This is a genomic window from Pseudomonas sp. 273, from assembly GCF_029201425.1.
Taxonomy (GTDB): domain Bacteria; phylum Pseudomonadota; class Gammaproteobacteria; order Pseudomonadales; family Pseudomonadaceae; genus Pseudomonas; species Pseudomonas delhiensis.
Window position 1 is genome coordinate 1,221,664 of sequence record NZ_CP116775.1, and the last position, 20,181, is coordinate 1,241,844.

A 20,181-nucleotide genomic window follows, 5' to 3' on the forward strand; every position below is an offset into this window, starting at 1 on the left:
CGCGACAGGGGCCGTCGCATCGCGTCAAGCCGACGCCGGCCCGCTCCCTAGACTCGGGGCCAACGGATGCGCGCCCGCCGGGTGCGCCCGTTTCGAGGAGCCGCCGCCATGCACAACGAAGCCATCGCCTTTCCCGAGGCCCATGCCCCGGCCCGCGCCGAGCTGGCCTGCGCCTTCCGCTGGGCCGCGCGCCTGGGCCTGCACGAGGCCATCGCCAACCACTTCAGCCTGGCCGTGTCCGAGGACGGCCGGCGCTTCCTGATCAACCCCTACGGCCGGCACTTCTCGCGCATCCGCGCCCGCGACCTGCTGGTGCTGGACGCCGACGACCCATCGGCGCTGGAGCGCCCCGACGCCCCGGACATCACCGCCTGGGCGCTGCACGGCGCGCTGCACTGGCGCCACCCCCATGCCCGCTGCATCCTCCACGTGCATTCGAAGTACGCCACCGCGCTGGCCTGCCTGGCGGACTCGCGGCTGCCGCCCATCGAGCAGAATGCCATGCGCTTCTTCGAGCGCGTGGCCATCGACGAGGGCTTCGACGGCATGGGCCTGGGCGACGAGGCCGAGCGGGTGAGCCGCCAACTGGGCGACAAGCCGATCCTGCTGATGGGCAACCACGGCGTGCTGGTGGCGGCGCCCAGCGTGGCCCAGGCCTTCGACGACCTGTACTACTTCGAGCGCGCCTGCGAGCTCTACCTCACCGCGTTGGCCACCGGCCGCCCGCTGCGCATCGCCAGCGACGAAGTGGCGCGCAAGACCGCGCGGCAGTGGCAGGACTACCCGGACTTCGCCCTGCGCCACTTCGCCGCGCTGCAGGGCATCCTCGACGAGGAGGAGCCGGACTACCGCAACTGAGCGGGCAGCCGGTCGTGCGCCAGGGGCTGGCGCATGACCGGCGCCTCCAGGCTCTGCGAGCGGTCGTTGCTCGGCGCGCAGCCGAAGCGCGCGCGGTAGGCGCGGGAGAAGTGCTCCAGCGAGCCGAAGCCGGCGCTGGCGGCGACCTGGGCGACGCTCATGCGCGTCTGCTGCAGCAGGTTGTGGGCCCGCGCCAGGCGCAGGGCCAGGTAGTACTTCAGCGGCGTCAGCCCGGTGTGCTGCATGAACTGCCGCTCCAGCTGGCGGCGCGACAGGCCGACGCGCTTGGCCAGCGCCTCGCAGCTCAGCGGCTCCTCCAGGTGCTGCTCCATCAGCGCGATGGCCCGCCCCAGGCGCCCGGCCTGGGCGTGCAGGCGGTGCTGGAAGCCGCTGACCTGGCCGACCTGGGGCTCGCGCACGCGCTCCACCAGCATGTGCATCGCCACCTCGCGGGCCAGGCCGGCGCCGGCCGCGCCCTCCAGCCAGCCCAGCATCATGTCCAGCACCGCGGTGGCGCCGGCGCAGGTCAGGCGCTTGCGGCCGACGCTGTATAGCTGGGCGCGGGCCTGCACGCGCGGGTAGCTTTCCTGGAAGCCCTGCAGGTTGTCCCAGTGCACCGCGGCGGGGTGGCCGTCGAGCACGCCGGCGGCGGCCAGCAGCTCGCTGCCGGTCTCGACGCCCATCAGCACCGCGCCGAACGCCGCCTGGCGCTTGAGCCAGGCCTTGAGCGCGGCGTCGCGGGCGTGGCGGTGCACGTCGAAGCTGGCGATCACCGCGCAGACGTCGAACTCGCCCGGCTCGCCGATGCCCTGCTGGGCGGCGGCGAGCAGGCCGTTGCTGGCCGGCACCGGCTTGCCGTCGAGCGACAGCAGCGTCCAGTCGAACAGCTTGCGCTGGGCCAGCCAGTTGGCGATGGACAGCGGTTCGATCAGCGCCGCCAGGCCGAAGCTGGAGAAGCACGGCATCAGCAGGATGCCGATGCGCTGGGGCTGGTTGGCGCGGTCTGTGGTGATCATGGCTGCATCCGGCACTGTGCTGGGCGGCGGCTGCTTCGGCCGGCGCCTCGTGGAGGGGAAAGGCCCGCGGCCTCTATGCAAAGGCAGCGGGCCGGGTTTGGCAAGGGCCGCGTCAGCGCTGGCAGTCGCGCCAGCGCGGGTGCAGCCATACCGGCGCGTCGCTGGGCGGCAGCGGTGTGCGGCCGAGGATCAGGTCGCTGGCCTTCTCGGCGATCATCACCGTCGGCGCGTTGGTGTTGCCGCTGACGATCTCCGGCATGATCGACGCGTCCACCACCCGCAAGCCGCGCAGGCCGTGCACCCGCAGCTGTGGGTCGACCACCGCCTCGGCGTCGCCGGCCGGGCCCATCTTGCAGGTGCCGCTGGCGTGGTAGCCGGTTTCCGTGACGCGGCGGGCCCAGGCGTCGAGTTGGGCATCGCTGAGCTGGTCGGCGCCGGGCACCAGTTCCTCGCCGGCGAAGGCGCGCATCGCCGGCTGCGCCAGCACCTCGCGCACCAGGCGGGCGCCGGCGCGCATGTCCTCGCGGTCGCGCGCGGTCTTCAGGTAGTTGAAGAGGATGCGCGGCGCCTGGCGCGGGTCGGCGCTGGCGAGCGCGACGCTGCCCAGGCTGGTGGGGCGCATCAGGTCGATGTGCACCTGGAAGGCGTGGCCGGGCACCAGGTCGACGCTGCCCGGCTGCACCGCCAGGGGCATGAAGGTCAGCTGCAGGTCGGGGTGCTCGACGCCGGCCCGCGAGCGGATGAACGCGCCCACCTCGAAGTGGTTGCTCGCCGCCAGGCCGTCGTGGCGGGCGAACCAGCGCGCGCCCACCAGCCATTTGCCCGGCGCGCGGGTCCAGGGGTAGATGCTCACCGGGCGCTTGCAGCGGTACTGCACCACGGTGTCCGGGTGGTCGTTGAGGCGCTGGCCGACGCCGGGCAGATCGTGCAGCGGCCGGATGCCCAGGCGCTGCAGGTCCTCGGCCGGACCGACGCCGGAGAGCATCAGCAACTGCGGCGAGTTGATCGCCCCGGCGCTCAGCAGCACCTCGCGGCGCGCGCGGACCTGCCGCAGCTGGCCGTCCATCTCGAACTCCACGCCGCAGGCCGTGTCGCCGTCGAAGAGGATGCGCCGGCTCAGCGCCGAGGTCGCCACCGTCACGTTGCCGCCGGCCAGGGCTTCGGCCAGGTAGCCGCGCGCGGTGCTCCAGCGCCTGCCGTCGCGGGTGGTGCGGTCCACCGGGCCGAAGGCTTCCTGGCGCTCGCCGTTGAGGTCGGCGCTGTAGCCGTAGCCGGCTTCCTGGCCGGCTTCGAGGAAGGCCCGGCACAGCGCTGGCGAGACGTCGCCGGGGGTGACGTGCAGCGGCCCGTCGCCGCCACGGTAGGCGTCGGCGCCGTCGCGGTGGCTCTGCGCGCGGCGGAAGTAGGGCAGCACCTCTCGGTAGCTCCAGCCTTCGCAGCCGCGCGCGGCCCAGCCGTCGTAGTCGCGGGCATGGCCACGGATGTAGACCATGCCGTTGATCGACGAGGAGCCGCCCAGGGTGCGCCCGCGCGGGGTGCCGATGCGCCGGCCGTCGAGCCAGGGCTCCGGCTCGCTGGCGTAGCTCCAGTTGTAGCGGGTGCCGCCGACCACTATGCCCACCGCCGAGGGCATGTCGATGGTCCAGCTGCGGTCCGCCGGGCCGGCCTCCAGGACCAGGATGCGCAGCGTCGGGTCCGTGCCCAGGCGCCGCGCCAGCACGCAGCCGGCCGAGCCGGCGCCGACGATGACGTAGTCGTACTCCTTGGCGAGCATGGCCTGTCTCCTCAGCGGATGCCGTCGAACACCAGCTTGTGGAAGTGGTGCACCAGGTGCTCGCTCTCGTTGCTGCGCTCGGCGTCGATCATGTAGCGGCCCTGGTCGTAGCCCAGCGAATGCAGGCCCTTCTGCACGCTGACGTTGAGCTCGATGTCCTCCGGGCCCAGTTCCTCGTTCATCCATGTCATGCAGGCGCGGGACACCGCCGGCGCTTCCTCGTGGGGGCTGTAGTAGCCGAAGCGCAGCAGCGAGCGCTCGGCGTCCAGCGGGATCATGATGAAGGTGCCGAGGAACTCGGAGAACGGGAAGGTGTAGAAGGTGTTGTTCGGCCACAGGCCGATGTTGAAGAAGCGCTCGTCGGGGTTGCGCGCACCCGTCAGCTTCACCCCGTAGGCCTCCTCGGCGGCGAGGTTGGCCGGGGCGATGTAGGTCCACCAGTTGTCGCGTTTGGTCAAGCGGTAGCCCTTGAAGTCGATGAGTTTGGCCAGATCTATGTGGCAGGGCCCGGAGAGCTTGAAGTGGTAGCCCTCGATGGAGTTGTCCATGATGACTTTCCAGTTGGCCGGGACTATCACGTCCTGCTCCTCGATCAGGCGCATCCTGCCAAGGTCCGGGAAGACCTCGCGCATTTCCTGGTCGGCGCCGGGGAACAGCTCGGCCATCGACGGCGCCTGCGCGTCGAAGTTGAAGTAGACGAAGCCACCGAGTTCCTCGACGCGCAGTTTCGGGATGTTGAACCGCTGCTTGTCGAAGGCGATCAGCCGCTCGCTACGCGGCGCGCTGCGCAGGCTGCCGTCCATCTCGTAGCACCAGGAGTGGTAGGCGCAGCGCAGCACCCGGGTGTCGGCGCCGCGGCGCACGTCCAGCAGGCGGTTGCCGCGGTGCTGGCAGACGTTGTGGAAGGCGTTGACCTTGCCGTCGTTGCCGCAGGCCACCACCACGCTCTGGTCGAAGATGTCGCAGACCACGAACTGCCCGGGCTCGGCGAATTCGTTGCGGTGCCCGGCCAGGTGCCAGGCGCTCATGAAGATGCGGTCGCGCTCGGCGGCGAAGATGGCTGGGTCGAAGAAATAGCGCGAGGGGAGGGTGAAGGCTTCCTCCGGGCGCTGCTCGGCCCAGCCTTCGACGCGGGTGCTGTGCTTGATCTGCTCGACGGATTGCATGTCTGGTTTCCTCCAGGCACCGCCCCTCGGGATGGGGGCTCGTTGAGGAGCAATCTAGGGGAGCCCAACCGCGGGCTCTTGATGGAATGCGACAAGTTCCCGCAGCCGGCCGGCGCTTGCCTCCCGGCGGCTTTCCCCGCAAGATCGCGCGCTCGCTTTCGCGGCGATGTAAAATCGCCCCCATAGCTGGTCGTACCCCCGCAGGTGCAGTGAAGACATGACGCAGATATCCGAACGCCTCCTGGTCCAGGCCCACCTCGCCGCCAAGCAGCCCCGTGTGCTGAGCGCGCAGGAAGAGGCCGAGTACCGCGCGGCCATCGCCGCCGAGCTGAAGGCGCAGAACGCCGTGCTGGTGGCGCACTACTATTGCGACCCGGTGATCCAGGCCCTGGCCGAGGAGACCGGCGGTTGCGTCTCCGACTCCCTGGAGATGGCCCGCTTCGGCAACCAGCACCCGGCGCAGACCGTGGTGGTGGCCGGGGTGCGCTTCATGGGCGAGACGGCGAAGATCCTCAACCCCGAGAAGCGCGTGCTGATGCCGACCCTGGACGCCACCTGCTCGCTGGACCTGGGCTGCCCGGTGGAGGAGTTCTCGGCCTTCTGCGACCAGCACCCGGAACGCACCGTGGTGGTCTACGCCAACACCTCGGCGGCGGTGAAGGCGCGCGCCGACTGGGTGGTGACCTCCAGCTGCGCGGTGGAGATCGTCGAGCACCTGATGGACAACGGCGAGCCCATCCTCTGGGCCCCCGACCAGCACCTGGGGCGCTACATCCAGCGCGAGACCGGCGCCGACATGCTGCTCTGGGACGGCGCCTGCATCGTCCACGAGGAGTTCAAGGCCAAGCAACTGGAAGACCTCAAGGCGCTGTACCCGGACGCGGCCATCCTGGTCCACCCCGAATCGCCCGAGGCGGTGGTCGAGCTGGCCGACGCGGTGGGCTCCACCAGCCAGCTGATCAAGGCCGCGCAGACCCTGCCGAACAAGCGCTTCATCGTCGCCACCGACCGCGGCATCTTCTACAAGATGCAGCAGCTGTGCCCGGACAAGGAATTCATCGAGGCCCCCACCGCCGGCAACGGCGCGGCCTGCCGCAGCTGCGCGCACTGCCCGTGGATGGCCATGAACACCCTGGAACGCACCCTGGCCTGCCTGAAGGAAGGCAGCGGCGAGATCTTCGTCGACCCGGCGCTGATCCCGCGGGCCATCCGCCCGCTCAAGCGCATGCTGGAGTTCACCCAGGCCGCCAGGCTGAAGGTGGCGGGCAACGCCTGAGCCTTCCAGCGGACATGAAAAAGCCCGGCGATGCCGGGCTTTTCTTTTACTGTAGGAGCGCGCCCTGCGCGCGAATCGCGGGCAGGGCCCGCTCCTACAGGGGAATGGCGCGGGTGGGGTTGCGTAGGAGCGGATCTCATCCGCGAATCGCGCCGGGACGTCCGGCTATCGCGGACAAGGTCCGCTCCTACAAAGAGCCCGCAATCGCTCCTACGACCGCGATCCGGCCGCCAGGCCGGTTAACCGCGCATCATTTCCTTGAGGATCTTCTCCTGCTCGCGGAACGCCTGCTGGCGCGCGTCCAGCTTGGCCGCCAGGGTGAAGTTGCCGCCGGCGCGGCGCTTGGCGAAGTCCAGCTGCTCGATGGCCGAGGGGTAGTCGCCGGTCAGCGCCAGGTACTCGGCGCGGGCCTGGTGCACGCCGATGGCGTTGCCGTCGATGGTGCGGGCGTCGGCCAGACGGCTCCAGACGTCCGGGTCCAGCGGGCGGTCCTGGCTCAGCTTGAGCAGGATCTTCTCGGCGTCGGCGGCCTTGTTCTGCTTGATCAGGATGTCGGCCTGGGCCTGGATCAGCGGGTAGTTGCCGGGGTACTGGCCGAGCAGGCGCTGCACCCGGGCGAGGGCGTCGCCGAGCTTGTTCGAGGTGATGTCCAGGTCGACCTGGGCCAGGTTGTAGGGCACGTCGTTGGGTGCCTTGGCCAGCAGTTGCTGGAGGGTGGCGCGGGCATCGTTGAGCTGGCCGACGCGGATCTGCGACAGCGCCAGGCCGTAGCGCGCGGCGTCGAGCTTGGGGTTGTCGTCGAGCATGGCGCGGAAGCGCTTGCCGGCGATGCCCGGGGTTTCCTCGAAGAGCAGCTGCACGCGGGCGCGCATCTGCTGGTAGCGCAGCGAGTCTTCCTTGCCGCCTTGCGGGTACTGCTCGGCGCGGTTGCGGGTGTCGGCGATACGCGAGTCGGTCACCGGGTGGGTGAGGAGGAATTCCGGCGGCCGGGCGTCGTAGCGGTACTGCCGCGCCAGGCGCTCGAACATGGTCGGCATGGAGCGCGGGTCGTAGCCGGCGCGGACCATGTTGGTCACCCCGACGCGGTCGGCTTCCTGTTCGTTCTGCCGGGAGAAGCGCAGCTGGTTCTGGATCGCCGCCGCCTGGGTCGAGGCGATGGCGGCGATGCCGGCGTCCCCGGCGCCCGCCGCGGCGGCCACGATGCCGGCGAGCATCGCCGCCATCACCGGCAGTTGCATCTGCTTCTGCGCTTCCAGGCCACGGGCGAAGTGGCGCTGGATCAGGTGGCCGAGTTCGTGGGCCAGCACCGCGGCGTACTCGCCTTCGGTCTGGGCGTAGAGGAACAGGCCACCGTTGACGCCGATGACGCCGCCGGGGGCGGCGAAGGCGTTGATCTGCGGGTCCTTGATCAGGATGAAGGCCAGGCGGTGGTCCTGCAGGTCGCTGGTTTCCGCCAGGCGGTAGACGCTGCTTTCGACGAAGTCCTTGAGCTGGGTGTCGTTGATCGAGTCGACCTGGTTGCGCAGCATGCTCAGCCAGGCGCGGCCGAGCTGGAACTCCTGCTCCGGCGAGACGATGGACGAGCTGGCGTCGCCCAGGGCGGGCAGGTCGTCGGCCAGGGTGGGCATGGCCAGCAGGCAGGCAAGCGACAGCAGGGCGGGGCGCAGTACTTTCATGTACAAGGGCTCGATCCGGGAAAGCCTCTACTTTAGCCGCAGGCCGTCGCCACTGCCTAGGTTGGCGGACGCTGGCCGCGCGGCCGGGCACGGGCCCGATGGTTCGTTGTAGCCCGCGCGCATGAAGGTTTGCTTAAAGCCGCGGGCCGGGCAGTTTTCCAACGGATTCGGTATTCTTGAGCGCCCACTGCGGAGTGTTCGCCATGCCTTCTGTCTCGTCCGCTGAAATCTCTTGTGACGCGGAACTGGACGCCAGCGGTCTCAATTGTCCCTTGCCCCTGCTCAAGGCCAAGCTGGAACTCAACCGCCTGGCCAGTGGCCAGGTGCTCAAGGTGACGGCCACCGACGCCGGCTCGCAGCGCGATTTCCGCGCCTTCGCCCAGTTGGCCGGGCACCAGTTGCTGCGCGAAGAGGTCGAAGACGGCCTGTACCGCTACTGGTTGCGCAAGAAATAGCCCGCCCCGGGGCGCCCGGGACGGCGCCCTCATCGATCGCAGGAACCCCGATGCTCAAAGTTCTGCAAGGCTGGATGCAGCGCTACTTTTCCGACGAGGAAGCAGTGGTGCTGGCGGTCATCCTGGCCCTTGGCTTCACCGTCATCCTGGCCTTCGGCAGCATGCTCGCGCCGGTGCTCGCGGCCATGGTCATCGCCTTCCTGATCAAGGGCCTGCAGGGCCACCTGGAACGCCTGCGGGTGCCGCGGCTGTTCGCCCTGTGGCTGGTCTACGCGCTGTTCCTGGGCATGCTCGCGCTGTTCCTGCTGGTGCTGGTGCCGCTGGTCTGGAAGCAGCTGTTCACCCTGTTCAACGAGCTGCCGCGGATGTTCGGCGAATGGCAGTCGGTGCTGCTGATGCTGCCCGAGCGCTACCCGGCGATGGTCACCGAGGAGCAGGTGCTGCGCCTGATCGAGACCGCGCGCAGCGAACTGGGCCAGCTCGGCCAGTGGGCGCTGACCTTCTCCCTGTCGGGCCTGCCGGTGGTGGTCAACGTGATGATCTACCTGGTGCTGGTGCCGATCCTGGTGTTCTTCTTCCTCAAGGACCGCCGGCGCTTCTACAACTGGTTCCGCAGCTACCTGCCGCGCGAGCGCGGGCTGATGAAGCAGGTGTGGGCGGAGATGGACAAGCAGATCGCCAACTACATCCGCGGCAAGGTGATCGAGATCATCATCACCGGCGGCGTCACCTACGTGGCCTTCGTCGCCCTGGGCCTGAACTACGCGGCGCTGCTGGCCCTGCTGGTCGGCCTGTCGGTGGTGGTGCCCTACATAGGCGCGGTGGTGGTGACCGTGCCGGTGGCGCTGATCGCCCTGTTCCAGTGGGGCTGGAGCGACCAGTTCATCTACCTGATGGCCGCCCACGCGGTGATCCAGGCGCTGGACGGCAACGTACTGGTGCCGCTGCTGTTCTCCGAGGCGGTGAACCTGCACCCGGTGGCGATCATCTGCGCGGTGCTGCTGTTCGGCGGCCTGTGGGGCTTCTGGGGGTGTTCTTCGCCATCCCCCTGGCCACCCTGGTCAAGGCGGTGCTCGACGCCTGGCCGCGACAGGCGGAGCCGCAGCCCCAGGTCAGCCCGATGATGTGAACGAAAAAGGCCGCTCGAAAGCGTAATGCTGTTCACTTAAGCGGAGCGGCCTTGCGGTTCACCGGGTAGCGAGTCTTTGAGATCTTCACCGTCCTTGGCCTGGTAGGCCTTGGACGGCGATCCAGAAACAGCCCGCCGATCCCGGCCCGCAACTCCGTCAATCGCCTTCCGGTAGCAGAAATCGGATTGGCCGCTGCCATCACGATCAGTTGAACGGCGATGTAGTGGGCTACCGGCTTGAAGCGTATCTCGGATGCTGAGCGGCCGAAGGCCACCGCTGCCTGACTCGCCTCACGGCGAATGACGTTGTAGCTCAGCAGCAACCCCCAGACTTCCTGATAGATAAGCTCGACCTTCTTGCTGCGCAGGGTGACCGCGTTCTGCTGCAGGGAGCTCTTGATATCCCGGAAGCCCAGTTCAATCTCCCAGCGCTCCTGGTACAGGTCGGCAAGGGCCTTGGCGCTGTAGCGATCGGCCGGCAACGAGGTCAGCACGGTTTTCAGCTTGCCCTGGCGTTCGTAGCTAACTTCGCGCACCTCCCAGTGGGTCGGCAGTTCCGGGTTACGTTTTCGCGCCTGCGCCGACACCTTCATGCGCAGCAGGCGGTCCTGCTTGCCGTAACGGACCAGTTCTTCGCTGACCAGACCCTTGCGAGCAGGAATCAACCAGTGGCGGTTCTCGCCTGCAGTGGCGACGCTCAGCAGTAAATCGGCACTCCAGAAGGCCTTGTCGAAGAGTGTCACCGAGTGATCGGGGATCTGTTGAAGAAACTCGTCAGCCAGGCGCATTTCGCTGCGTCGGTAGGGGCCCAACTGGGCATCCAGAATCACGTGCGAGCGCACGTTCATCAACGCGACCAGGCGCATCATGGGAAACGGCGTCTGGCGGTCAGTGGCGGTGTTGCCGGAGCCGAAATGCTCGCGCAGCTCGGGGGTATCCGGGGTGCGCAGGAGCGCGCCATCCACCGCCAGGACACGCAGATCCTGCCAGGTATCACCGTCATGGCGTTCGCATCCCCACTGGTTGCCGGTCTTGCGGAACAACCATTCGACCGGATCGGCGCCGAGCCGCTTGCGGGCCTCGCTGACACCACTTCTCGCCAGCAGGTGGTCGGAAGCCAGGCCCTGGGCGCAGATATTCAGGCGCCTGGCCACTTCATGGACGGGCTCATCGCGGAATAGCGCCATGCCCAGTACCAACCAGAGCACCTGATCGGCAGGCAGGCGCCGCCGCCGGATGGTGGCCTGCGAGGAAAGGTGCAGCGCGGATTCCACCCACTCGACCGGAATGTTCTGGGTGAAGGTACTCAGATCGGAGAAGTTGAACAGGTCGCCCAAGTCGAGCAGATGCTGTTGGAAAGACATAAAAAATCCGATGCCAGAAGTCTGGCATCGGATTTTCAGGGAAGGCCCCGCTGAGGCTCAAATGCTTAAGTGAACAGCATTACGCTCGAAAGCGGCCTTTTTCATGGGCGTCGGGATCAGGCCTTGGCCAGTTCCTGCGCGGCGCCGAGCACCTCGTCGACGTGGCCGGGCACCTTGACCCCGCGCCACTCGCGGCGCAGCACGCCCTCGGCGTCGATCAGGAAGGTGCTGCGGTCCACGCCCAGGTATTCCTTGCCGTAGAGCTTCTTCAGCTTGATCACATCGAACAGCTGGCACAGCGCCTCGTCCTTGTCGCTGATCAGCTCGAAGGGGAAGCACTGCTTGGCCTTGAAGTTCTCGTGGGACTTCAGGCCGTCGCGGGACACGCCGAAGATCACCGTGTTGGCCTTGGCGAAGGCCTCGATCTTGTCGCGGAAGCCCTGGCCTTCGGTGGTGCAGCCCGGGGTGCTGTCCTTGGGGTAGAAGTACAGCACCACCTGCCGGCCCTTCAGGGCCGAGAGCTGCACCTGCTGGCCGCTGGTGGCCGGGGCCTGGAAATCGGCGACGGGTTTGTCGAGTTCGACAGCCATGGGGCTCTCCTTGGAAACAATGGGGCCTTACGGGTGCTGCGGGCGCCAGGGCTCGATCAGCGCGTCCAGGTTCAGGGCGTCGGCGAAATCGAGGAACTGGTCGCGCAGCCAGCTGATCTGGGTGCCGGCCGGCAGCGTCACGGTGATGGTGGCGTTGAGCATGCTGGTGTTGGTGTGCGGCGCCTGGTAGGTGTCGCAGGTGAGGTTCTCCAGCTCGATGTTGTGGTCGATGAAGAACTGGCACAGCTCGTTGAGGATGTCCGGGCGGTACACCGCGCTGACGTACGCCACGTAGGGCAGGGCCTGGGCGCGGGTGACGTGGGCGTTGCTGCGGGTGACGCTGAGGGTGAAGGCGTGGCGCTTGGCCAGCGCCGGCAGGCCGCCCTCGAGGCGGGCCAGGGCGTCCCAGCTGCCGGATACCTGGAGCACCAGCGCGCTGAACTCGCCATGGCGGGTCAGGCGGCTGCTGACGACCGAGCAGCGGTTGTCCACGCAGGTGCGGCAGAGCACGCTGGTCAGCTCCATGGGGTTGGGCCCCAGGGCACTGATCAGCAGGAATTGTTCACGGGGGTGTGAGGCGGACATGCAGCTTTCCTGGGATGGGCGGCCAAGAGGGCCGCGTCGACAAAGGGGAAAGGGTAGCGAAAAGCGGCCGCCAGGGGAATGTCCGGCGTGCGCCGCACGCCGTGCTCAGCTTGTGCAAGGCAGGTGGCACCAGTACCATTACGGCTTTCTTTTTCCGGCAGGAGCGGTTGCATGATTGCGGGCAGTATGGTGGCGCTGGTCACCCCCTTCGATGCTCAGGGTCGACTGGACTGGGACAGCCTTGCCAAGCTGGTGGACTTCCACCTGCAGGAAGGTACCAACGCCATAGTCGCCGTCGGCACCACCGGTGAGTCGGCGACCCTCGACGTGGCCGAGCACCTCGAGGTCATCCGCCGCGTGGTCGACCAGGTCAAGGGCCGCATCCCGGTGATCGCCGGTACCGGCGCCAACTCCACCCGCGAGGCGGTCGAGCTGACCGAGGCGGCCAAGAGCGGCGGCGCCGATGCCTGCCTGCTGGTCACCCCGTACTACAACAAGCCGACCCAGGAAGGCCTGTACCAGCACTTCCGCCACATCGCCGAAGCCGTCGCCATCCCGCAGATCCTCTACAACGTGCCCGGCCGCACCGCCTGCGACATGCTGCCGGAGACCGTCGAGCGCCTGTCCAAGGTGCCGAACATCATCGGCATCAAGGAAGCCACCGGCGACCTGCAGCGCGGCAAGGAAGTGCTGGACCGCGTCGGCAAGGACTTCCTGGTCTACTCCGGCGACGACGCCACCGCCGTCGAGCTGATGCTGATGGGCGGCAAGGGCAACATCTCGGTGACCGCCAACGTCGCCCCGCGCGCCATGAGCGAGCTGTGCGCCGCCGCCATGCGCGGTGACGCCGCCGCCGCGCGCGCCATCAACGACCGCCTGATGCCGCTGCACAAAGCGCTGTTCATCGAATCCAACCCCATTCCGGTGAAATGGGCCCTGCACGAGATGGGCCTGATCCCCGAGGGCATCCGCCTGCCCCTGACCTGGCTCAGCCCCCGTTGCCACGAGCCGCTGCGTCAGGCCATGCGCCAGACCGGCGTGCTGGCCTGAGGAGCATCGCGCATGAAGCGACTGGCAGGACTGACCGCGCTCGCCCTGGTCATCGGCAACACTTCCGGCTGCGGCTGGCTGTGGGGCAAGGATGGCTATTTCCGTGACCGTGGCACCGACTACCTGGATTCCCGGCAGACCGGGCCGATGAAGGTGCCCGAAGGGCTGCAGAGCAAGCAGCTCGACCCGCTGCTGCCGATCCCGATGAACATCGCCGACAGCCACGAGAAGGCCGGCGAGTTCGAGGTGCCGCGCCCGGTACCCCTGGCCAACGCCGCCAGCTCCAGCGACTACAGCCTGCAGAAGAGCGGCGACTCGCGCTGGCTGATCGCCCAGCGCCCGCCGGCGGAAGTCTGGCCGGTGGCCCACCAGTTCTTCCAGGACAACGGCTTCTCCTTCGCCGACGAGCGCCCGCAGACCGGCGAGTTCTCCACCAACTGGCAGCCGCTGACGCAGCTCTCCGCGCCTCTGGCCCGCCGCCTGGGCAGCCGCGTCGCCGGCGTCGACCCGAGCAGCGAGGCACGCGTGCGCGTGCGCATCGAGCCGGGCGTGCAGACCAACACCAGCGAAGTCTACGTCCTCAGCGAAACCCGTCCGGCCGGCAGCAGCGCCAGCGCCGACTGGCCGAGCAAGCCGGCGGTGCCGGCGCTGGACGCCGCGCTGCTCGACGAAATGCTCGCCAACATGTCCACCAGCGCCGAGAAGGGCGGTTCGGTGTCGCTGCTGGCCGCGCATTCCACCTACGATACCCCCGGCAGCGTGAACCTGGAGAAGGACGGCAACGGCAACCCGATGCTGACCCTCGACTCCGACTTCGACCGCGCCTGGGTCAGCGTCGGCCGCGCCCTGGAACGCGCCGACATCCGCGTCGACGACCTCAACCGCAGCCTGGGCGTTTACTACGTGAACGTCGCCGAGGGCGCGAAGAAGCTCGAGGAAGCGAAGAAGCCCGGCTTCTTCAGCCGCCTGTTCGGCGCCAGCGAAGAGAAGGCCAAGGCCGAGGAAGATGCCAAGGCGCAGCGCTACCAGGTACGCCTGACCACCGTGAGCAACACGGTGCAGGTCACCCTCGACAAGGACATCAACACCTCCGCGCCGGCCGACGTCGCGCAGAGCGTCCTGGAAAAACTTCAAGAGAGCATGCGCAATGCGTTTCGCGGTCCTGGGGAGCGGAAGCCGGGGCAATTCGGCCTTGGTGACCAGTTCTGACACCCGGGTACTGATCGATTGCGGCTTTCCGCTGCGTGAAACCCTGAAACGACTGGCTCGCCTGGGTGTACAACCCGGCGAGCTGGACGCCATCCTGGTGACCCACGAGCATTCCGATCATGTCCACGGCGTCGAACTGCTGGCTCGGCATTACGGTACGCCGGTGTACCTCAGCGACGGCACCCTGCGCGGGCTGCGCAAGCCGCTGCAGCCGGCGGGCCTGCTCAAGGCCGGCCAGCGCCTGCAGCTCAAGGGCCTGGAAGTGACCGCGGTGGGTGTGGCCCACGATGCCCGCGAGCCGTTGCAATACGTGATTTCCGATGGCCGGCGGCGTTTCGGCCAGCTCACCGACCTGGGCAGCGTCACCGCCGAGGTACTGGAGTGCTATCGTGGCCTGGATGCCCTGGTGGTGGAGGCCAACCACGACAGCGACATGCTGGCGCGCGGCCCCTATCCCTACCCGCTGAAGGTCCGCGTGGGCGGCCAGTGGGGACACCTGAACAACCAGCAATCCGCGCAGTTCGTCGCGGAATTGGGCTGGGAAGGGCTGCAGCACCTGGTGCTGGCCCACCTCAGCGAAAAGAACAACACGCCGCAACTGGCCCGGCAATGTTTCGTCGACACCCTCGGGTGCGACCCGGACTGGCTGCAGGTAGCCGATCAGCATTCGGGGCTGGACTGGCGCGAGATCGCCTGACCCCCTTCCAACCTAGCAAGCGGAGCCCATCATGGAAAAACGCGAAGAACTCTATCGCGGCAAGGCCAAATCGGTTTACACCACCGACGACCCCGACCGCCTCGTCCTGCTGTTCCGCAACGACACCTCGGCGTTCGACGGCAAGCGCATCGAGCAGCTGGACCGCAAGGGCATGGTGAACAACAAGTTCAACGCCTTCATCATGCAGAAGCTGGAAGCAGCGGGCATCCCGACCCAGTTCGACAAGCTGCTGGCCGACAACGAAGTGCTGGTGAAGAAGCTGGCGATGATCCCGGTCGAGTGCGTGGTGCGCAACTACGCCGCCGGCAGCCTGGTGCGCCGCCTGGGCGTGGAAGAGGGCCTGCAGCTCAACCCGCCGACCTTCGAACTGTTCCTGAAGAACGACGCCCTGGGCGACCCGTTCATCAACGAATCCCACGTCCAGGCCTTCGGCTGGGCGACCCTGGAACAGCTGGCACAGATGAAGGCCTACTCCTTCAAGGTCAACGAAGTGCTGAGCAAGCTGTTCGACGACGCCGGCCTGCTGCTGGTGGACTTCAAGCTGGAATTCGGCGTGTTCCACGGCCAGATCGTCCTGGGCGACGAATTCAGCCCCGACGGTTGCCGCCTGTGGGACAAGGAAACCCGCAAGAAGATGGACAAGGACCGCTTCCGCCAGGGCCTGGGCGGCGTGATCGAGGCCTACGAGGAAGTGGCGCAGCGCCTGGGCGTACCGCTCTGACCCGTTCCAGGCGCGCAAGCATCTGATAGCACGCGAAAATTTCTCGAAAGAAGGCTTCGCGTTCGCCAATCAAGCTGGTATGATGCGCGCCGCACGGAGAGATGCCGGAGTGGTCGAACGGGACGGATTCGAAATCCGTTGAGTCAGCAATGGCTCCTAGGGTTCAAATCCCTATCTCTCCGCCATTACATATGGCCGAAGCCCCTGAAATGCTTAGCGTTTCAGGGGCTTTGTCTTTTCCGGGATCCGTTTAGGACAGTTTTAGGACGGGCTCGTGTCCCAAATCCCTCCTGATCCCTCCATGCCGAGTTTCGGAATCCCATTGCCAGAGAAACCAGGCGGCCTATGACATGATCGCCAGGCCTGGCTGTGGTTGCTATTCGGTCTGAATTCAGACTACGCTGCCACTTCATCCCGGCCAGCTTCATTGGGAAGATCGTTTTCCCATGCTCGCCAGGCATCATTTGCGCTGCACAGTCCGAATATCTCGGCGCTCTCTGTGAGGAGGCCTGCCCATGCGGGTCGAGACAATCAGCTATTTGAAGCGACACGCTGCGGACCTGGAGCTTGACGAGCCCATGGTCGTTACACAGAACGGCGTGCCCACCCTGGTGGTGGAGTCCTACGCGGAGCACAAGCGTCGCGACCAGGCGATTGCCTTGGTCAAGCTGCTTGCCATGGGCTCGCGTGAGTACACCGAAGGCAAGCATTGCTCCGTTGATGAGCTGAAGGCCCGCCTGGCCAAAAGGCGCGCACAGCAGTAAGCGCCAATGACGGGACTCGATGTTCGCTTCACCGAGACCGCAGCCTTCAGTCTCCAAGACCAGGAAGACCACCTGGCGGAGCACCATGCCGCCGAAACCGCTGCGGCCAAGATCGATGCATTGATCGACACCATCCTGACGAAGCTGCAGGCCGCTCCCGTGGGTTATCCGGTCAGCCGCCAGGCGAGCGACTTCGGGATTACTCGTTACCGAGAGCTCAACCACGACGGATACCGCGTGTTCTACGAGGTGTTCGAACGCGACAAGGCTATTGCCGTCGAGCTGGTTCTACGGCAGAAGCAGGATGTCGAAGCCGCGCTTATCCGCTACTGCCTGATCGGGATCTGACCTTCGACCCCTGTCGAAAGCAAATCGTGTTTGAGGCTATCTGTATTCATGTGCCGCCCTGGCTGAAACATCGCCAGTCAATCGGGTAGCTGAATCTTCAAGCCGCGGGCCGACTGTATGGCCACGTAATAAGCGTCCTTCAGGGCCCTGGCTAGTTCTGGATCGTTTTCTTCGAATTCCTTCGATGCAATGGCACCGATGCTGAGTTGGGGAAGTTTGGATTTGTCCTGTTCCCGCCCTTCGAATACGGCTTTTACATAATCGAGTTGGTCAAGCAACGTTCCATGCATTGGGTTGCGCGGGCAGGCCTTGTTCCGCTCCGCTGTGAGATCGATCGCCCTCTGCACATAGGCGAGGGGGGTTGTGGGTTTCATGGGGTTCCCGGTGCTATCAGTGGATGGAAGGGGCAATTGATTCAGATGTCACGCGATTGCGAATCCGCATCGGACCTCAGTGCCTTGAGCTTTCGCTGCAACCGGATGTTCTGGCAGCCCAGGGCTATGATGAGTGCAGCCGAAAAGAGAGACCAGGCGTTCTGCCCAAGGTAATGGAAGAATGCCCAGGCGAGCCCGGCCGCCAGCAGGCTCGCAAGAATCAGCAGGATACGGTCCTTCACACGTAGGCCCTCCATGTCATGGCTCGTCATGCGCCTGGCGGCATGGTTCGATCATACAGGCCGGGGTTGTTCCTGATACCGGGTGCACTTCGAAACTGTACAACCCCTCGACTCATGGGCATTTTTCTCTTCAGCGTAATGGACCGGTATGCAGGCGCCTTCCTGTTGATTTGTAGGAAAGGCATGGCTTCGATCCGTATGCAGAACAGCTGAGCCCTGAGGCGCGTTCCGCACATTCAGGACTCCTGCTCTTGCTGGACTGCTTCCCGCGCAACCCTCAGTCCTGCACCTTCCACGCCCCCGAAGCCGCCGCGGCGCGGAACTTGGCGCGGTTGGCCGGGGTGTCGGCCGGTTCCGACTCGCCGAAGATCGCTTTCATCCAGTGGCCGTCGGTGGGGTTGGGGAAGAGGATGAACCTGTCGCCGAACTGGGCGCGGTCCTCGTCCAGCAGGGCGGCGCGCTGGCTGGCGTCGTCGACGTAGTAGCGGCGTTTGAAGTCGTTGAGGTTGTCGCCCAGCATCAGCAGCACGTCGTAGCGTTCGGCGATGGCTTTCTGCGCGGGTTCCTTGTTGGAGCTTTCGCGCAGGATGGTGACATGTTCCTTGTCGGCGAAGGGCACCTGCAGGTTGCGCAGGTTGTTCAGGGCGTATTCGTCGGTCCTGTCGCCCTGGTCGCGGCTGGAGACGTAGAAGATTTCCACGCCCCGGGATTTCGCATAATCGAGGAAGTCCAGCGCGCCGGGCGTCAGGGGGGGCCGTTGGCGGCTACCCAGCGGTCCCAGAGGGCGTCGTCGAAGAAGTCCTTGCCCTGGCTGATCAGGGCGCCCCAGTAGCTGTTGCTGCTGAGGATGGTGTCGTCGAGGTCGCTGATGATCGCCGGCGGCCTGGCGCCGGGCTTGCGTTCGGCCAGCGCCTGGTCCAGGCGCAGCTTGGCCAGGTTGAAGCCCTGGTAGTACAGGGCGCGGTACTCGGCGGCCGTCTGCCGCCAGGCGACGGCGGCGGTCAGCAGGTTGGGCGAGGCGGTGTCGGTGTTCGCCGTGTCGGCCAGCGCCAGTTGGAAGGGCGCGGCGAGCAAGAGCATGGCTGCGGCGATTGTCGTTCTTGGATTGGGCATGGTGACGTTCCTTGTGGCTCCGCGCCGTGGCGGCGGGACTGGGGTTCTCATACCCCAGGTGGGGGCGGGCCTCAATCGGGGCGACGCATATCCGTAAGGAGTTGGCGTGGTTGCGGAAGGAATTCGGGCGATAACCCGGATCCCCGATGCGCCATGGGATTGGCGCTGCCGCCGGGGGATGGCGCTGGCCAGAAATAATGTCAAATTGCCGCCAATGCACGTAGGCGCTTTCCCGCCGATCTGCTAGCGTGCTCTACCAGATGCCTGGATCAGGATGATTTATGGGTGCTGTGGTCGGTAAGGGGTTGTCTTTCGCCAGGCGCATCTATCTGCCGCGCATGGTCGGCTTGGTCATCGGCTTCTTCTGCGTGGCGGCGGCGCTGGCGCCGTTGCAGCGGCCGGGCTGGGCCTGGGGGCTGCTGGTGGCCAACGGTTTCCTCTGGCCGCACCTGGCCTACCAGCTGGCGCGCCTGTCGCGGGCGCCGTACCAGGCGGAGCGGCGCAACCTCCTGCTGGATTCGCTGTTCGGCGGCTTCTGGGCCGGGGCCATGCAGCTCAACCCGCTGCCGAGCGTGACCATCCTGTCGATGATGGCGATGGACAACATCGCCGCCGGCGGCCTGCGTTTCTTCCTGATGGGCAGCGTGGCGCAGCTGCTGGGCGTGTTGCTGGCCTGGCTGTGCTTCGGCATCGCCTTCAGCGCCGTGGCCACGCCGCTGCAGGTGTACGCCTGCCTGCCGATGCTGGTGGTCTACCCGCTGGCGGTGGGTGGGGTGAGCTACAGCCTGGCCAGGCGCCTGTCCGAGCACAAGCAGGCGCTGCGTGCGGTCAGCCGCACCGACAGCCTCACCGGGCTGCTCAACCACGGTTCCTGGATGGACCAGCTGGAGAACGAATTCCAGAAGTGCCGCCAGCAGCACACCCGGGCCAGCGTGGCGCTGATCGACATCGACCACTTCAAGGGCATCAACGACCGCTTCGGCCATGTGCTGGGCGACATGGTCATCACCGAGCTCAGCCACCTGCTCACCCATTCGCTGCGCGACACCGACACCCCGGGGCGCTATGGCGGCGACGAATTCTGCGTGATCCTGCCCGGCACCACCCAGGTGCTGGCGGTGGAGATCATGGAGCGCCTGCGCCAGGGCTTCGCCGAGAAGCACTACCAACTGGCGGCGGACCTGTCCGTCGGCCTGAGCATCGGCGTGGCGTCCTACAGCCCTTACCAGGTGGATGCCAGCGCCTGGCTGGGCGAGGCGGACAAGGCGCTGTACCGGGCCAAGCACCAGGGCCGCAACCAGGTGGTGGGCGCCGAGCCTCAGCCGCAGTAGCCGTCCATCTTCAGCCGGTTCTTCTCGCTGGGGTCGGCCTGGTACTGCTGGCGCCAGAACTGGCAGGGCGCGCTGTTGAAGCGCCGCTCACGCTCGCTCTGCTCGACCTGCCGGCCTTGCTCGGCCTGGGCCTTGCGCTGGTTCTCCAGGTACTGCTGGAACATCGCCGCATTGGCATCCTGGCCGGGCGCCGGGGTGGTGGCCGGCGCCGGCGACAGGCGCGCCGGCAACGGCAGGGGCGCGCCGGGCCACAAGCGCAGGAGCAGCACGCAGCTCAGGGCCACGGCGACGAAGCCCAGCCAGATGCCGGCGGCGATGCCGAGGGCGAGTTTCCAGAAGCTGAGGCTGGGCGAGGACATGGCGGCTCCATTGCGCGGGAATGCAATGGATAACCCAATTCCCGCGCCGGAGAAAGCCTTGGC

Annotated in this window: 20 protein-coding genes, 1 tRNA gene and 2 pseudogenes; 12 read left to right on the forward strand and 11 right to left on the reverse strand. The window is 66.8% G+C overall.

The genetic code is table 11. The features are described from left to right. Positions 1 to 108 precede the first annotated feature (108 nt). The gene (locus PKO50_RS05995) at positions 109 to 858 is read left to right on the forward strand and encodes a class II aldolase and adducin N-terminal domain-containing protein (RefSeq protein WP_275629121.1); all 750 of its coding nucleotides are present in this window, start codon (positions 109 to 111) and stop codon (positions 856 to 858) included. On the opposite strand, the gene PKO50_RS06000 is transcribed toward PKO50_RS05995, so the two are convergent. From PKO50_RS06000 to PKO50_RS06010, 3 genes are all read right to left on the reverse strand, one after another. After that, a complete protein-coding gene (locus tag PKO50_RS06000) occupies positions 846 to 1,874 on the reverse strand; it encodes a GlxA family transcriptional regulator (RefSeq protein ID WP_089393128.1) in 1,029 nt (342 codons plus the stop codon). The genes PKO50_RS05995 and PKO50_RS06000 overlap by 13 nt on opposite strands. A 112-nt stretch (positions 1,875 to 1,986) precedes the next feature. After that, positions 1,987 to 3,648 (reverse strand): choline dehydrogenase, encoded by a 1,662-nt coding sequence (locus PKO50_RS06005; RefSeq protein WP_275629122.1) that lies wholly within the window; start codon positions 3,646 to 3,648, stop codon positions 1,987 to 1,989. An 11-nt stretch (positions 3,649 to 3,659) separates the two neighbouring features. Beyond that, positions 3,660 to 4,814 (reverse strand): aromatic ring-hydroxylating dioxygenase subunit alpha, encoded by a 1,155-nt coding sequence (locus tag PKO50_RS06010; protein WP_275629123.1) that lies wholly within the window; start codon positions 4,812 to 4,814, stop codon positions 3,660 to 3,662. A gap of 217 nt (positions 4,815 to 5,031) precedes the next feature. Here PKO50_RS06010 and nadA point away from each other — a divergent pair, with 217 nt between their 5' ends. Next, on the forward strand, positions 5,032 to 6,090 hold the full coding sequence (nadA, locus tag PKO50_RS06015) for a quinolinate synthase NadA (RefSeq protein ID WP_089393125.1): 1,059 nt from the start codon (positions 5,032 to 5,034) through the stop codon (positions 6,088 to 6,090). Positions 6,091 to 6,329: 239 nt separating this feature from the next. Here nadA and PKO50_RS06020 read toward each other — a convergent pair whose 3' ends face one another. Further along, entirely contained in the window at positions 6,330 to 7,766 is a 1,437-nt protein-coding gene (locus tag PKO50_RS06020) for a M48 family metalloprotease (protein ID WP_109936544.1), read from the reverse strand. 203 nt (positions 7,767 to 7,969) lie between these two features. Between PKO50_RS06020 and PKO50_RS06025 the strand changes: the two genes are divergently transcribed. Both PKO50_RS06025 and PKO50_RS06030 read left to right on the forward strand, forming a co-directional pair. After that, entirely contained in the window at positions 7,970 to 8,221 is a 252-nt protein-coding gene (locus PKO50_RS06025; RefSeq protein ID WP_089393123.1) for a sulfurtransferase TusA family protein, read from the forward strand. Between the two features lie 50 nt (positions 8,222 to 8,271). Next, positions 8,272 to 9,350 (forward strand): annotated as a pseudogene (locus PKO50_RS06030) (AI-2E family transporter). 32 nt (positions 9,351 to 9,382) lie between these two features. On the opposite strand, the gene PKO50_RS06035 reads toward PKO50_RS06030, so the two are convergent. The 3 genes from PKO50_RS06035 to PKO50_RS06045 form a co-directional block, all read right to left on the reverse strand. After that, positions 9,383 to 10,714: an IS4 family transposase gene (locus PKO50_RS06035; protein WP_275629088.1), complete on the reverse strand. Its 1,332-nt coding sequence runs from the start codon at positions 10,712 to 10,714 to the stop codon at positions 9,383 to 9,385. Positions 10,715 to 10,830: 116 nt separating this feature from the next. After that, positions 10,831 to 11,304, reverse strand: coding sequence for a peroxiredoxin (locus PKO50_RS06040; protein WP_275629124.1), 474 nt, complete (start codon positions 11,302 to 11,304; stop codon positions 10,831 to 10,833). 27 nt (positions 11,305 to 11,331) lie between these two features. Beyond that, the gene (locus PKO50_RS06045; RefSeq protein ID WP_058072912.1) at positions 11,332 to 11,889 is read right to left on the reverse strand and encodes a glycine cleavage system protein R; all 558 of its coding nucleotides are present in this window, start codon (positions 11,887 to 11,889) and stop codon (positions 11,332 to 11,334) included. Positions 11,890 to 12,060: 171 nt separating this feature from the next. On the opposite strand from PKO50_RS06045, the gene dapA reads away from it, so the two are divergent. The 7 genes from dapA (at position 12,061) to PKO50_RS06080 (ending at position 16,699) form a co-directional block, all read left to right on the forward strand. After that, positions 12,061 to 12,939, forward strand: a complete 879-nt coding sequence (dapA, locus tag PKO50_RS06050; RefSeq protein WP_089393120.1) for a 4-hydroxy-tetrahydrodipicolinate synthase — start codon at positions 12,061 to 12,063, stop codon at positions 12,937 to 12,939. A gap of 12 nt (positions 12,940 to 12,951) precedes the next feature. Next, the gene (gene bamC / locus PKO50_RS06055; protein ID WP_089393119.1) at positions 12,952 to 14,148 is read left to right on the forward strand and encodes an outer membrane protein assembly factor BamC; all 1,197 of its coding nucleotides are present in this window, start codon (positions 12,952 to 12,954) and stop codon (positions 14,146 to 14,148) included. Continuing rightward, positions 14,087 to 14,845, forward strand: a complete 759-nt coding sequence (locus PKO50_RS06060) for an MBL fold metallo-hydrolase (protein ID WP_089393118.1) — start codon at positions 14,087 to 14,089, stop codon at positions 14,843 to 14,845. Before bamC ends, PKO50_RS06060 begins: the two co-directional genes overlap by 62 nt. A gap of 31 nt (positions 14,846 to 14,876) precedes the next feature. Next, complete coding sequence (purC, locus tag PKO50_RS06065) at positions 14,877 to 15,587, forward strand: phosphoribosylaminoimidazolesuccinocarboxamide synthase (protein WP_009620599.1); 711 nt, start codon at positions 14,877 to 14,879, stop codon at positions 15,585 to 15,587. Positions 15,588 to 15,682: 95 nt separating this feature from the next. After that, positions 15,683 to 15,772 (forward strand) — tRNA-Ser (locus tag PKO50_RS06070). A gap of 330 nt (positions 15,773 to 16,102) precedes the next feature. Beyond that, positions 16,103 to 16,351, forward strand: coding sequence for a type II toxin-antitoxin system Phd/YefM family antitoxin (locus PKO50_RS06075; RefSeq protein WP_275629125.1), 249 nt, complete (start codon positions 16,103 to 16,105; stop codon positions 16,349 to 16,351). A gap of 6 nt (positions 16,352 to 16,357) precedes the next feature. Further along, positions 16,358 to 16,699, forward strand: coding sequence for a type II toxin-antitoxin system RelE/ParE family toxin (locus PKO50_RS06080; RefSeq protein ID WP_089393116.1), 342 nt, complete (start codon positions 16,358 to 16,360; stop codon positions 16,697 to 16,699). A 77-nt stretch (positions 16,700 to 16,776) separates the two neighbouring features. On the opposite strand, the gene PKO50_RS06085 is transcribed toward PKO50_RS06080, so the two are convergent. The 3 genes and pseudogenes from PKO50_RS06085 to PKO50_RS06095 form a co-directional block, all read right to left on the reverse strand. Then, complete coding sequence (locus PKO50_RS06085; RefSeq protein ID WP_275629126.1) at positions 16,777 to 17,073, reverse strand: immunity protein Tsi6 family protein; 297 nt, start codon at positions 17,071 to 17,073, stop codon at positions 16,777 to 16,779. 41 nt (positions 17,074 to 17,114) lie between these two features. Continuing rightward, positions 17,115 to 17,315: a hypothetical protein gene (locus PKO50_RS06090; protein ID WP_139210215.1), complete on the reverse strand. Its 201-nt coding sequence runs from the start codon at positions 17,313 to 17,315 to the stop codon at positions 17,115 to 17,117. 277 nt (positions 17,316 to 17,592) lie between these two features. Next, positions 17,593 to 18,428, reverse strand: a pseudogene (locus tag PKO50_RS06095) (5'-nucleotidase, lipoprotein e(P4) family). Between the two features lie 281 nt (positions 18,429 to 18,709). Between PKO50_RS06095 and PKO50_RS06100 the strand changes: the two are divergent. Further along, entirely contained in the window at positions 18,710 to 19,759 is a 1,050-nt protein-coding gene (locus tag PKO50_RS06100; RefSeq protein WP_275629127.1) for a diguanylate cyclase, read from the forward strand. Here the strand turns inward: PKO50_RS06100 and PKO50_RS06105 are convergent. Further along, positions 19,747 to 20,118, reverse strand: a complete 372-nt coding sequence (locus PKO50_RS06105) for a hypothetical protein (RefSeq protein WP_275629128.1) — start codon at positions 20,116 to 20,118, stop codon at positions 19,747 to 19,749. The genes PKO50_RS06100 and PKO50_RS06105 overlap by 13 nt on opposite strands. Positions 20,119 to 20,181: the final 63 nt, after the last annotated feature.